14 protein-coding genes are annotated in these 12,438 nt (G+C 69.8%); 6 read left to right on the forward strand and 8 right to left on the reverse strand.

The genetic code is table 11. From position 1 onward, the window contains the following. Positions 1–218: 218 nt before the first annotated feature. Positions 219–902 carry a L,D-transpeptidase gene (locus tag ABD989_RS10760; RefSeq protein WP_246995306.1) on the forward strand — a complete coding sequence of 228 codons (684 nt, stop codon included), beginning with the start codon at positions 219–221 and terminating at the stop codon, positions 900–902. A gap of 90 nt (positions 903–992) precedes the next feature. Here the strand turns inward: ABD989_RS10760 and ABD989_RS10765 are convergent, their stop codons facing one another. From ABD989_RS10765 to ABD989_RS10775, 3 genes are all read right to left on the reverse strand, one after another. Further along, positions 993–1,892: a PE-PPE domain-containing protein gene (locus tag ABD989_RS10765; RefSeq protein WP_345313490.1), complete on the reverse strand. Its 900-nt coding sequence runs from the start codon at positions 1,890–1,892 to the stop codon at positions 993–995. 77 nt (positions 1,893–1,969) lie between these two features. Continuing rightward, positions 1,970–2,785 carry an Fpg/Nei family DNA glycosylase gene (locus ABD989_RS10770; RefSeq protein ID WP_345313491.1) on the reverse strand — a complete coding sequence of 272 codons (816 nt, stop codon included), beginning with the start codon at positions 2,783–2,785 and terminating at the stop codon, positions 1,970–1,972. Between the two features lie 6 nt (positions 2,786–2,791). After that, positions 2,792–3,262 (reverse strand): ribose-5-phosphate isomerase, encoded by a 471-nt coding sequence (locus tag ABD989_RS10775; RefSeq protein WP_345313492.1) that lies wholly within the window; start codon positions 3,260–3,262, stop codon positions 2,792–2,794. Positions 3,263–3,282: 20 nt separating this feature from the next. Here ABD989_RS10775 and ABD989_RS10780 point away from each other — a divergent pair, with 20 nt between their 5' ends. Then, entirely contained in the window at positions 3,283–4,296 is a 1,014-nt protein-coding gene (locus tag ABD989_RS10780; RefSeq protein ID WP_345313493.1) for a M48 family metallopeptidase, read from the forward strand. Positions 4,297–4,313: 17 nt separating this feature from the next. Here ABD989_RS10780 and ABD989_RS10785 read toward each other — a convergent pair whose 3' ends face one another. Beyond that, a complete protein-coding gene (locus ABD989_RS10785; RefSeq protein ID WP_345313494.1) occupies positions 4,314–4,919 on the reverse strand; it encodes a mycothiol-dependent nitroreductase Rv2466c family protein in 606 nt (201 codons plus the stop codon). Positions 4,920–5,025: 106 nt separating this feature from the next. Between ABD989_RS10785 and ABD989_RS10790 the strand changes: the two genes are divergently transcribed. After that, the gene (locus ABD989_RS10790; RefSeq protein WP_345313495.1) at positions 5,026–5,556 is read left to right on the forward strand and encodes a hypothetical protein; all 531 of its coding nucleotides are present in this window, start codon (positions 5,026–5,028) and stop codon (positions 5,554–5,556) included. Between the two features lie 41 nt (positions 5,557–5,597). Then, positions 5,598–8,156: an aminopeptidase N gene (gene pepN / locus ABD989_RS10795; RefSeq protein ID WP_345313496.1), complete on the forward strand. Its 2,559-nt coding sequence runs from the start codon at positions 5,598–5,600 to the stop codon at positions 8,154–8,156. A gap of 71 nt (positions 8,157–8,227) precedes the next feature. On the opposite strand, the gene ABD989_RS10800 is transcribed toward pepN, so the two are convergent. Continuing rightward, on the reverse strand, positions 8,228–8,728 hold the full coding sequence (locus ABD989_RS10800) for a DUF5130 family protein (protein WP_345313497.1): 501 nt from the start codon (positions 8,726–8,728) through the stop codon (positions 8,228–8,230). Next, entirely contained in the window at positions 8,715–8,963 is a 249-nt protein-coding gene (ctaJ, locus tag ABD989_RS10805; protein WP_345313498.1) for an aa3-type cytochrome oxidase subunit CtaJ, read from the reverse strand. Before ctaJ ends, ABD989_RS10800 begins: the two co-directional genes overlap by 14 nt. Before the next feature lie 160 nt (positions 8,964–9,123). Between ctaJ and ABD989_RS10810 the strand changes: the two genes are divergently transcribed. Both ABD989_RS10810 and ABD989_RS10815 read left to right on the forward strand, forming a co-directional pair. Beyond that, complete coding sequence (locus ABD989_RS10810; protein WP_345313499.1) at positions 9,124–9,516, forward strand: globin; 393 nt, start codon at positions 9,124–9,126, stop codon at positions 9,514–9,516. A 46-nt stretch (positions 9,517–9,562) separates the two neighbouring features. After that, positions 9,563–11,200 (forward strand): glycoside hydrolase family 13 protein, encoded by a 1,638-nt coding sequence (locus ABD989_RS10815; protein WP_345313581.1) that lies wholly within the window; start codon positions 9,563–9,565, stop codon positions 11,198–11,200. Here the strand turns inward: ABD989_RS10815 and ABD989_RS10820 are convergent, their stop codons facing one another. Both ABD989_RS10820 and ABD989_RS10825 read right to left on the reverse strand, forming a co-directional pair. Beyond that, positions 11,201–11,902: a DUF8185 domain-containing protein gene (locus ABD989_RS10820; protein WP_345313500.1), complete on the reverse strand. Its 702-nt coding sequence runs from the start codon at positions 11,900–11,902 to the stop codon at positions 11,201–11,203. Next, the gene (locus ABD989_RS10825) at positions 11,899–12,372 is read right to left on the reverse strand and encodes an acyl-CoA thioesterase (RefSeq protein ID WP_345313582.1); all 474 of its coding nucleotides are present in this window, start codon (positions 12,370–12,372) and stop codon (positions 11,899–11,901) included. Before ABD989_RS10825 ends, ABD989_RS10820 begins: the two co-directional genes overlap by 4 nt. Positions 12,373–12,438 lie beyond the last annotated feature (66 nt).

Below are 12,438 nucleotides of genomic sequence, written 5' to 3' on the forward strand. Positions count from 1 at the left end.
GGATCGACGTCCGTCTCGGAATAATCGTGACACAAGCCACCGCGACCGTTAAACACGACATCCGCGCTGCTCACCGGCGGGTTCGACCCGCGACGGCACCGCGAAACGGCACGCGGTCGGCCGGATTGACATGGCAGGATCGCAACGGTTGTGTAACGATGCTCTCTGTACGTCTCTCGGGGGGACGTCTTCCATGACATCGAACGAAAGTCTGACCATTGCTTAACGCCAAGACTTCGGGCCGACGTAACAGCCTGGCTGCCCGACTCGTCGCCGTCGCCGTGGGTGCGGCCGCCCTGTCACTCGCCGTGCCCGCTGTCGCCGACGCGAATCCGGTCGACAAGGTCACCATCTTCCCGGGTGGCCCGACCGTCGAGATTCCGGAGATCCCGGGTCTGCCGACGCCGCCGGAGAAGACCACGCCGAAGCCGCAGTCCACCGAGCCCGCCGTTCCCGGCGTGCCCGCGATGCCGAACGTGAAGACCAAGACCGGTTACGTGGCGCTCGCCGACGACGCCACCCACACCATCTACTGGTGGAAGGACGGCCGGTACATCAAGCAGATGCCGATCTCCATGGGCTCGGACCGCTTCCCCACCGACAACGGCGTGTACCACACGATGGAGAAGTACCGCGACATGTACATGGACAGCTCCACGTACGGTGTCCCGGTCGATTCCCCGGACGGCTACCGCACCTACGTCGAGTACGCCACCCGCATGTCCAACTCGGGCATCTTCATCCATGCGGCTCCGTGGTCGGTGAACCAGCAGGGCAACACCAACGTGAGCCACGGCTGCATCAACGTGAGCACCGAGAACGGTCGTTGGGTCTACGAGAACATCGAGACCGGCACCCCGATCGTGGTGCGCGGCACCGTCGGCGGCCAGTACAACGGCTGATCGACCCCGTGGCCTAACAACGCGGCGATCTGACAACGCGGCCCCTCCCGTACGCGGGAGGGGCCGCGTTGCGCATCGGGAGACTCGTGATTACGCCGCGGCGCCGGCGGGGTCGGGTGCGCCCAGCGTCGCCTGCACCTGCAACCAGTGCGCGAGGTCCTCGCAGCCGGTGGTGTCCGGGTCGGTCAGCGGGGCACGACGGTACGGCTCACTGTCGTAGCTGACGTGCCGGCCGCCGAGCGGATTGGCCCAGGCCAGCCCGCGCAGCGACAGCTGCGACGGCAGGTAACCCCGCACCTCGCGGGCCGCCACGGCCAGCCGGCCGAGGTCCTTGCGCCACTGACTCGGCCGCACCGCGGTCGCCGCGGCGTTCTGCAGGTCCGCCGAACGGACGCGATTCCAGGCCTGCCCCGCCCAGCGCCCGAGCGTGCGCACCGAGAAGCCCTCGGACAGATCGGCGACGTCGCGGATCAGCGAGTCCGGGCTGGCATTGCAGATCACGTCGTCGGACGTGCCCACCCAGTACGCGGGCACCGACGACGGCAGGTCGGGCCCTCGTCCGGCCACGCCCCATCCGGAGCAGCCGGCCACGACGCCCGGCGGCTGGTGCGGGTCGGCGACGAAACCGACCGCAGCCACCGCCGGAATGTGGTGTTGCGCAAGGAGATGCCGAATCACGACGGCCCCCTGCGAATAGCCGATCAACATCAGTGTGGCGGCCGGATCAGCGGCGAGCTCGGTGTCGATCGCGGCCGACAGCGCCGCCACGCCCGCGGCCACGCTCGTCTGGTAGTCGTCGCCCGCGAGCCGCGGACTCGGCCCGTAGCTGGCCGGGTACGGCACCCAGCGCGCGACGAACCGGGCGTCGAGCGCCTCGGTGACGGCGGCCAGCATTCCGGCCGGATCGGTGCGGTGGTCGTCGACGAAGGATTCCCCGGTGCCGCCCACGGCGAGCACCGTGACGGGCTGAGCGCGCGGAACGGTGAGCATGGCACCCACTGTGCCGGGTCCGGCTGAACGGGCACCGTCCGGGACCTGAGGAGTCGCTGATAGTCCCGGGAGCCGGCTCAGTGCTGGCAAGACGGGCACCAGAAGAGGTTGCGGCCCTCCATCTCCTGCCAGGCGATCGGAGTGCCGCACAGTCGGCAGGGCTCCCCCGCCCGTCGGTAGACGTAGGTGCGGGGACGGTTGGCGGCGTAGGCGGGTGCGCCGTGGTCGTCGTCGGGCCGGACGACGTGGATGCGCCCGCGCTCGGCGCCCACCGCCATCAGTGCCACCAGGTCGGCCCAGATCTCGGCGAACTCCTCGGCCGTGATGGACGTGCCCGGACGCAGCGGGTCGATGCCGGCGCGGAAGAGCACCTCGGCACGGTAGATGTTACCGACCCCGGCGATGACCTTCTGATCCATCAGCAGCGAGCCGATGGCGCGCCGGGACCGCGCGATCGCGGCAGCCGCCTGCGCCGGATCGGCGTCGGCCCGCAACGGATCCGGACCCAGCCGCGCCAGCAGCGCGTCGAGGTCGGGCGGAGTGTAGAGCTCGCAGGCGTTGGGGCCGCGCAGGTCCACACCGAGGTCGGCGCCGATCATCCGCATCCGGATCTGGCCCACCGGCTCGGGCATCGGGAGTTCTTCCTCGGTGAACGCGCCGTAGATCCCGAGGTGGATATGCACCATGCGGGCGCTCGACGCGGCCTCCGGGCCGTCGTCGAAGGTGTAGACGAGGTGTTTACCCCACGCCTCCGCCGTGGCGAACCGCATGCCGTCGAGCAGGGCCGCTTCCGGCCCGAACCGGCCCTGCGGGCTCTGGACCTGCACCCGCTGGCCGCCGAACTGCCGCTGCTGACGCCGGGCCAACCGGTGCAGCGCGTGACCTTCGGGCATGCGGGCTCAGGCCTGCGGGAGGTTCTTCTCGCCGGTGGCCTCGTACTCGCCGATCAGATCCAGACGACGCTGGTGCCGGGGCTCGTCCGACCACGGGGTCGCCACGAACGCGTCGACGATGGCCAGCGCTTCTTCCTTCGAGTGCATGCGGCCGCCGAGGCCGATCAGCTGCGCGTTGTTGTGCTGGCGCGCGAGCTGCGCGGTCTCCACGCTCCACGCGAGTGCGCAGCGGGCACCCTTGACCTTGTTGGCCGCGATCTGCTCGCCGTTGCCGCTGCCGCCGAGCACGATGCCCAGGCTGCCCGGATCGGCGACGACGCGCTCGGCGGCGTCGAGGCAGAACGGCGGGTAATCGTCGACGGCGTCGTACTCGTGCGCACCGCAGTCGATCACCTCGTGACCGGCAGCGCGAAGATGGTCGGCGATCTCGTTCTTTCGTTCGAAACCGGCATGGTCAGCACCCAGGTAGATCCGCATGCTGCCACTATAGTTTGGTCGTGGACACGCACGCGCCCATCCCCTCGGTCCCCGGCATCGTCGACCGCGCCGTCGTGGTTCCGCCGCCTCACGTCCCCGGTCCGGACGCCCTCTGGCGACCGCCCGCGGTGTACTCGAGCAGGCCGCGCTTCCATCCGTGGGAGGTGCCGATGCTCGTTCTCGTGGTGCTGCTGAGCCTCGGCGGTTACGCCACGGTTCTGGCGCTGGTGGCGACCGGGGAGATCAGCGACTACTTCCTGTTGGTGCTGGCGCTGCCGGTCCTGGTGCTGTTCGCCCGCGGCGTGCTGTTCGCGCAGCAGCGAGTCGGCGCGGTGCAGATGACGCCGACGCAGTTCCCCGAGGGCTACCGGATGATGGTCGAGGCCGCCGCGCGCTACGGATTGCGCTATGTACCCGACGGGTACGTGGTGAACGGCAACGGCGCGATCAACGCGTTCGCCTCCGGCCACGGTTTTCGGCGCTATATCGTGATCTATTCGGACCTGTTCGAGGTGGGCGGCGCGGCCCGTAGCCCGGAGGCGCTGGAGTTCGTCATCGCCCACGAGGTGGGCCACATCGCCGCAGGCCACACGTCGTACTGGCGGCAGCTGCTCACCGGCACGGTGATGTCGATTCCGATCCTGGGCACCACGCTCTCGCGCGCCCAGGAGTACACGGCCGACAACTACGGCTACTACACCCGCCCGTCCGGCGCGCCCGGCGCGATCGGCCTGATGGCCGCGGGCAAGTACATGTTGGGCGCGGTGGATTTCGACCAGTTCGCCGACCGGGCCGTGATGGAGAAGGGCTTCTTCGTCACGCTGGTGAATCTGCTCTCCACCCACCCGGTGCTGACCTGGCGGGCCGCCGCGCTGCGCGACCGCACCCGGGCCGGTGCGATCGTGCTGCGCCCGCGGCAGGCCACCCGCGGTATCGGCAGCGGGCACACCCTGCCGATCGACGAACCGGTGTCGTCGGCCCGACCGGCGCCGGGCAGTCTGCCCAACGAGTTGGCGAACCCGCCCAAATTCTGAACCGGCCGGGGCCCGGACTAGTCGAATGCCGGATCTTCGGTGCGGGTGCGCTTGAGTTCGAAGAAGTGCGGGTAGCCGGCCAGCGCGACCACGCCGTCCCACACGCGGCCCGCCTCCTCGCCGCGCGGGATCCGGGACAGCACCGGACCGAAGAAGGCGACGTCGTTCACGTGGATGGTCGGGGCCCCGACGTCGTCGCCCACCTTGTCCATGCCGGCGTGGTGGCTGGTGCGGATCGCGGCGTCGAACTCGGTGGAGTCGGCGGCCGCGGCGAGGTCGGCGTCCAGTCCGGCGGCGGCCAGGGCCGCGGGGATCATCGAGGCGTCGGTGTTGCCGCGATTGTGTCGTTCGGTGCCCATCGCCTCGTACAGGCGGCCGAGCACCTCGTCGCCGTGGCGATCGGCCGCCGCGGCCAGCACCCGTACCGGCCCCATCGCGTCGGCCAGCAGTTCGCGGTACGAGTCCGGGATCTCCTTGCCCTCGTTGAGCACCGACAGGCTCATCAGATGGAAGTTCACGTCGATGGGTCGTACCTGCGCGGCCTCCAGAATCCAGCGCGAGGTGATCCAGCACCACGGGCACAGCGGGTCGAACCAGAAATCCACACGATCACGATCAGCCATAGAGCCATTCAAGCACTTCGGTTTCCGGTGCCGGTTGCCAGGAGATCGTGATCACCGTTACGTTGGATTACAGGTCGGGGACCGCAACCGTCGAAGGACTCCCACGATGACTACATCGCGAGCAAGGACTAAGACCACCGCCACCCGCGCCGCGTTCGTCGTCGGCGCCGTCGTGGCCACCGCCGCGGCGGCGGGCCTCGCCGCAGCACCCGCCCAGGCGGCACCGCCCGGCGCCGTCACCATCGCCTCCGCACCGATCTCCGTGGTGCAGTGGCCGGCCGTCGGCCTCCAGTTCAGCGGCCTCGTGGTGCCGATGCCGGCACTCGGGAACGTCACCGCGGCCACCACCGGCACGCGTGGGATCACCCGACTGGCCGCCCCGTTCCCCGCGACCACCTGCTCGGCCAGCGGCGGCGGCGCCCTGGTCTCGATCAACTGGCTCAACGTCACCAACGGCCGCAGCGGCAACGCCACCGTGAAACCGTGCACCAACTTCCTGGACCCGACACCGCACCACCGGGACGTGGCCACCGGATCCGGCCAGATCGTGCTCAGCACCCACCTGATCGGCTCACGGGCCTACCCGAACGCGGCCCAACCGTCGCTCCCGGGCGCGGGCGGTTTCATCGCGCCCTGAGCTGCGCCCCACCACCCGCGCGCGGGACTACAGTCGGACAGGTGACTGCACCCAATTTGACTCGCGCTGCGGCCGCTGAGCGCGCGGCGACCATCGACGTCCAGAACTACCGGATCACCCTCGACCTGACCTCCGGTCCGGACACCTTCGTCTCCCACACGGTGGTGACCTTCACCGCAGAGGAGGGCGGCCGGACGTTCATCGATCTGGTTGCGCCGCAACTGGTTTCGGCCAATCTCAACGGAATCGACCTCGACGTCGCCGACTACGACGAGTCGGTGGGCCTGGCCCTGCCCCACCTGGCCGAGGAGAACGTCCTGTCGGTGGTCGCGCACTGCGCGTACTCCAACACCGGGGAAGGCCTGCATCGTTTCGTCGATCCGGCCGACGACGCCGTGTACCTGTACTCGCAGTTCGAGACCGCCGATGCCAAGCGCATGTTCGCCTGCTTCGATCAGCCCGATCTGAAGGCGACGTACTCGGTGAAGGTGCTGGCGCCCGCCGACTGGCAGGTGATCTCCAACGGCGCGACCGTCGAGACCACCCCCGCCGCCGACGGCGCCGTCGAGCACGTCTTCGCGACCACCGAGATCATGAGCACCTACCTGGTCGCGCTGATCGCCGGTCCGTACGCGGTGTGGTCCGACGAGTACGTCGACGAGCACGGCACCATTCCGCTGCGCCTGTTCTGCCGCGCGTCGCTCGCCGAGTTCATGGACGCCGAGCGCCTGTTCACCGAGACCAAGCAGGGCTTCGGCTTCTACCACCGCACGTTCGGTATCCCGTACGCCTTCGGCAAGTACGACCAGCTGTTCGTCCCCGAGTTCAACGCGGGCGCGATGGAGAACGCCGGCGCGGTGACCTTCCTGGAGGATTACGTCTTCCGCTCCCGCGTGACCCGATACCTGTACGAGCGCCGCGCCGAGACGATCCTGCACGAGATGGCGCACATGTGGTTCGGCGACCTGGTGACCATGACCTGGTGGGACGACCTGTGGCTCAACGAGTCCTTCGCGACCTTCGCCTCGGTGCTGTCGCAGGTGGAGGCCACCGAGTACACCAACGCGTGGACCACCTTCGCCAACGTCGAGAAGAGCTGGGCGTACCGCCAGGATCAGCTGCCGTCCACGCACCCCATCGCCGCGGACATCCCCGACATCGCTGCCGTGGAAGTGAACTTCGACGGCATCACCTACGCCAAGGGCGCCTCGGTCCTCAAGCAGATGGTGGCCTACGTGGGTCTGGAGCCGTTCCTGGCCGGACTCCGCGAGTACTTCGACGACCACCGCTTCGCCAACGCCACCTTCGCCGATCTGGTCGGCGCACTGGAGCGGGCCTCCGGACGCGACCTGTCCGGCTGGGGCGATCAGTGGCTCAAGACCACCGGTATCAACGTGCTGCGTCCGGACTTCCGCGTCGACGACGACGGCCGGTTCACCGCCTTCGCCGTGCTGCAGGAGGGCGCGGCGCCCGGCGGCGGCGAGACCCGCGTGCACCGCATGCGCATCGGCATCTACGCCGACGACGCGAACGGCCGACTCGCCCGGACCCACGTGGTGGAGATCGACGTGGACGGTCCGCGCACCGAGGTTCCCGAACTGGTCGGTGTGCACCGCGGCGCGCTGGTGCTCCTCAACGACGACGACCTGACCTACGCCGCGGTGCGCCTCGATCCGGAATCACTGGCCACCGCCACCGCGCGGGTCGCCGACATCGTCGAACCGATGCCGCGCACGCTGGTGTGGTCGGCGGCGTGGGAGATGACCCGCCAGGCCGAGATGCGCGCGCGCGACTTCGTGGCCCTGGTGAGCGCCGGCATCGGTGCCGAGACCGAGGTCGGCGTGGTCCAGCGCGTGCTGCTGCAGGCGGCCACCGCGTTGGAGGCCTACAGCGAACCGGGGTGGGCCGCCGCCACCGGTCGCCCCGCCTTCGCCGCCCGGCTGCTGGAGCTGGCGCGCGACGCCGAGGCCGGCTCGGATCATCAGCTCGCCTTCCTGTCCGCGCTCTGCGGCGCGGTGTCCGGCCCCGAGGAGCAGTCGGTCCTGCGGGCGCTGCTCGACGACGCGGACCCGGCCTCGGTGGGCCTGCCCGGCCTGACGGTGGACGCCGAACTGCGGTGGAAGCTGATCAAGTCACTCGCCGCCGCCGGTGCGATCGACACGGCCGCCATCGACGCCGAGGCCGCACGCGACAACACCGCCGCCGGTGCCCGACATGCCGCCGCGGCCCGTGCGGCCCGTCCCCTGGCCGAGGCCAAGGAGCAGGCGTGGACCACCGCGTTCGACGACGATTCCGTCGCCAACGTCACGGTGCGTGCCATGGTCGAGGGCATCGTCGCCCCCGGTCAGTCCGAGCTGTTGAAGCCGTACACGCAGCGCTACTTCGCCGAGGTCGCGCACCTGTGGGCGCGGCGCTCCAGCGAGGTGGCCCAGACCGTCGTCGTGGGTCTGTACCCCACGTGGGACATCAGTGCGGAGAGTCTGGCGGCCGCCGACGCCTTCCTGGCGCGGGAGCTGCCGCCGGCGCTGGCCCGATTGATCGTCGAGGGCCGCGCGGGTGTGGAGCGCTCGCTGCGGGCCCGCACCGTCGACGCGGGCTGACCGACCGAACAAGAACCGCCCCGCACCTTGGCGAAAGGTGCGGGGCGGTTCTTGTGGTGGTGCGGTGTGTATTACGGGCGAGCGACGGCGGTGGCCATCACGCGCAGCGCGGAGACCAGTCCGTCGATCAGCTGGTTCTCGCGGAACGCGGAGACCGCTGCGGTCACACCCAGTTCGGCGACGCGGTCGTTGACACGACCGGCCACCTCGGCGCCCGAGACCACGACGATGTCGCGGGTGTTCGGGGAGACGGCGATCAGGGTGCCGTAGGCCGGCTCCGGCGCCTGCGCGAGGACCGCGCGGGCATCCGCCAGGACGTCGGCGCCCAAGTCACCGATGTACACGGAGAACCGCACCTCGGCGAGGTTGCTGGCGTCGCGCAGCGCCTCGTCGAGCGCGATCAGTTCGTCACGCGAGAACGGGGGCGTGTCGAAGGTGGCGCCGGGAAACAGCGCCGCCGAGATACGGCCGCTGGCCGTGGTCGCGGCACCGAGGGGCAGACCCTCGGCGTTGGAATGACCGGCCAGGTCGACGACTCCGGCGGCCTGCGAAACGATTTCACCACTTGCCACTTGCGTACCCTCCCTCGATGTCGGCAGGCTCGAAATGACGAGGCAGTGCCATGGGTTCGATTTCTGTTGCACTGAACAGCGCCGGGGCGCGGTCCCACTTCTTGTCCAGCGTGTACTCGGGAATGCGCGGCCGCGTGATCCCCGAGGAGAACAGCATCGACACCACACACAGGGCCACGGCGAGCAGAACCAGCACGATCACTGTCAACCCGAGGGGTACGACCAAGTCTTCCACTGTCAGCCTTTCGACGAGCGTCCGCTCCGGACGCGTCCAGTCCGCGGGCTGCGGACCGTCTTTCGCTGTCTAATTTAACCCACCTCCACCCGTTGCGTGCGCGGAGGGCCTACAGCGCGTCGTAGACGGTTCCCGAGGCTCGCGCACCGAGTCATGGACAATGGGGGTCGTGACGACCTTTTACGAGCAAGTCGGTGGCGAAGCGACGTTTCGAGCGATCACCGAACGGTTCTACGCCGAGGTGGCCCAAGACGAGATTCTGCTGCCGATGTACCCGGAGGAGGACTTGAGTGGCGCCGAGCGACGCCTGCGCCTGTTCCTCATGCAGTACTGGGGCGGACCGCACACGTACTCCGACGAACGCGGCCATCCGCGCCTGCGCATGCGGCACGTGCCGTACACCATCGGCCCTGCGCAGCGGGATGCCTGGCTGCGGTGCATGGACGTCGCCGTCGCCTCGATCGGGCCCGACGTGCTCGACGACGAGCACCGCGCCCGACTGCAGGAGTATCTGCGTGCGGCCGCGCAATCCCTGATGAACAGCCCCGTATGACAGGATTCACCGCGTGACTTCCGACTATCCCACCGAGGTTCTGCCCGTGCCGCCGTTCGCGGCCCAGCCCGGCGGCGGAGACTGGTGGACCGACGCAGTGGTCTACCAGATCTACCCGCGGTCGTTCTCCGACCTGGGCGGCGACGGCATCGGCGACCTGGCCGGCATCGTGGACAAGCTCGGCTACCTCGAGTTGCTCGGCGTCGACGCCATCTGGCTGTCCCCGGTGATGCGCTCCCCCATGGCCGACCACGGTTACGACGTCTCCGATCCCCGCGACATCGACCCGACCTTCGGAACGCTCGCCGACTTCGACGCACTGATCGCCGAAGCCCACGACCGCGACATCCGCGTGACGATGGACCTGGTGCCCAACCACACCAGCGACCAGCACGCGTGGTTCTCGGCCGCCCTCGGTGCCGGGCCCGGCAGCCCCGAGCGCGCCCGCTACCACTTCCTGCCCGGACGCGGCGAGACCGGCGAACTGCCGCCCAACAACTGGACGAGCGTCTTCGGCGGCCCGGCGTGGAGCCGCGTGCGCGAGGCCGACGGCGAGCTCGGCGAGTGGTACCTGCACCTGTTCGCGCCCGAGCAGCCCGACCTCAACTGGGACAACCCCGAGGTGATGGCCGACCTCGAGACCACCATGCGGTTCTGGCTCGATCGCGGCGTCGACGGTTTCCGGATCGACGTGGCGCACGGCATGGCCAAGGCGCCGGGCCTGCCGGACATGACCGAGCCCGCGGTGGTGCTCAAGCACACCGACGACGACCCGCGGTTCAACAACGAGGCCGTGCACGAGATCCACCGGCGGATCCGCGCCGTGATGGATCAGTACCCGGGCACCGCGAACGTCGGCGAGGTGTGGGTCGACGCCAACGACCAGTTCGCGAAGTACGTGCGCCCGGACGAGCTGCACCTCGGCTTCAACTTCCGGCTCGCCACCGTCGACTTCGAGTCGACCGCGATCCGCGACGCCATCGAGGAGTCGCTGGCCGCGGTGTCCGCGGTCGGCGCGACGCCCACATGGACGCTGTCCAATCACGACGTCGAGCGCGAAGCGAGCCGCTACGCACCGCCCGTCCCGGCGACCGACAACGACGACGACGCGCTCCGCGCGGAGGAGAACGCACTCGGTATCGGGATCGCCCGGGCCCGCGCGATGGCGTTGGTCGAGCTGGCGCTGCCGGGCACCGTCTTCCTCTACAACGGCGCCGAACTCGGCCTGCCGAACGTGGAACTGCCCGACGAGGCGCTCGTCGACCCCGTCTGGGAGCGGTCCGGCCGCACCCAGCGCGGCCGCGACGGCTGCCGGGTGCCGCTCCCCTGGGAAGGCGAGGAGCCTCCGTTCGGCTTCAGCACCAACCCGGACACGTGGCTGCCGATGCCCGCGGACTGGGACCGGTTCACCGTGGAGAAGCAGTTGGAGGACATCTACTCCACGCTGTCGCTGTACCGGCAGGCCATCGAGCTCCGCTACGACCGGCCGGAGTTCAGCGGGCCCCGCGTGGACTGGTACGGCGCCCCCGACGGCTGCCTCGCCTTCCGGCGACCGGGCGGCGCGATCTGCGCACTGAACGCCACGCAGACGCCCGTCCCCCTGCCGCACGGCGAGATCCTGCTGGTCAGCCTCCCGCTGGTCGACGGCATGCTCGCGCCCAACTCGGCCGCCTGGCTGGTCTGACTACAGGAGAGACAGGCCCAGGCGGGCGCGGCGCTGGTACACCGAGCCGTAGCGCGCGTCCACGCGGATCCAGGCCGGGCTCATCCGGACCCGGACCGGTTCGCCCTCGGCGATCGCGGTCAGCGGCGAGTCCTCAGTGATCTCGCGACCGTCGCCGTCGCGCACGAAGCCCATCGAGGTCAACGCGAACACGGCGCGCATGGTGATCTCGGCGCGCTCGTCCGGCGTATCGTCGCGACTCGCGGTGAGGACCGTCTGATCCAATAGCGACGAGGCAGGGCCTAAGGCTCCGGACTCCTCCCGGGCGACCTGAGAACCCTTGCGCGCCAACGCGATCAGCTCGCGGGCCGGGATGTCGTCCACGTGCACGAAGCCGTCGCTCCCGGGCAGCGCACCGCGCCAGGCCGCAGGCAGAGCGAAACCCAGGGCCACCACGTCGTCGCCGGCGGCCAGCGAGGCGGACACCGCGCCGACGTCGGCCACCACGTCGGTCGGCTCCAGCGAGCCGAACACCGCGCGGGTAGCCAGGACGTCGAACCCGGTGCGGACCCACAGGCCCACCAGGCCGTCGTCGCGGCGCCGCAGACGCAGCACCCCGGAGTCGTCCACGCGCACCGCGCGCGCGACGAACGCCGCGGTGTCACCGCGGTCTTCGGGCGAGGCGAGGGTCAAACCCCGTGTCGCAGCGGCGGATTCGGTCATGACGCGGCCGGATCGCGCAGGAACGACTGCAGGTATTCCTTCTCTTCGGCGGGGATGCGCCGCGGACGCTGCGTGTCGATGTCGAAGGACACCAGCTGGGTGCTGGCGACGACAGCCGGCTTGCTGTCCGGCGCGGCGCCGTGCGGGCGCACCTCGTAGCCGACGGTGAAGTCGACGGCGCGGACGCGCTCGACGAACATGGTCACCGCGATCGGCGACTCGTCGTGCCGGATCTGGCCCTGGTACTTGACGTGCAGATCGGCCACCAGGCAGCCCTTGCGCATCGGATGCGTGGGCTTGTCGTCGTAGAAGAGCCACGGAATCCGGGCTTCCTCCAGCAGTGTCACCATCCGGGCGTGGTTGATGTGGGCGAAGACGTCCATGTCCGACCACCGCACCGGCACCTGGACGACGTAGCCGTCCGGGGTCCGGTGCCCGTTGTCCTCGAAAAGTCTTCTGCCCGGGTCGATCTCGACTGCGTCGTGCGGCACGGTGCCACCTCCTCGTCACTCCACCCTACGGCGACGCCCCCGCGC

The organism is Gordonia alkaliphila (assembly GCF_039542465.1).
Classification (GTDB): domain Bacteria; phylum Actinomycetota; class Actinomycetes; order Mycobacteriales; family Mycobacteriaceae; genus Gordonia; species Gordonia alkaliphila.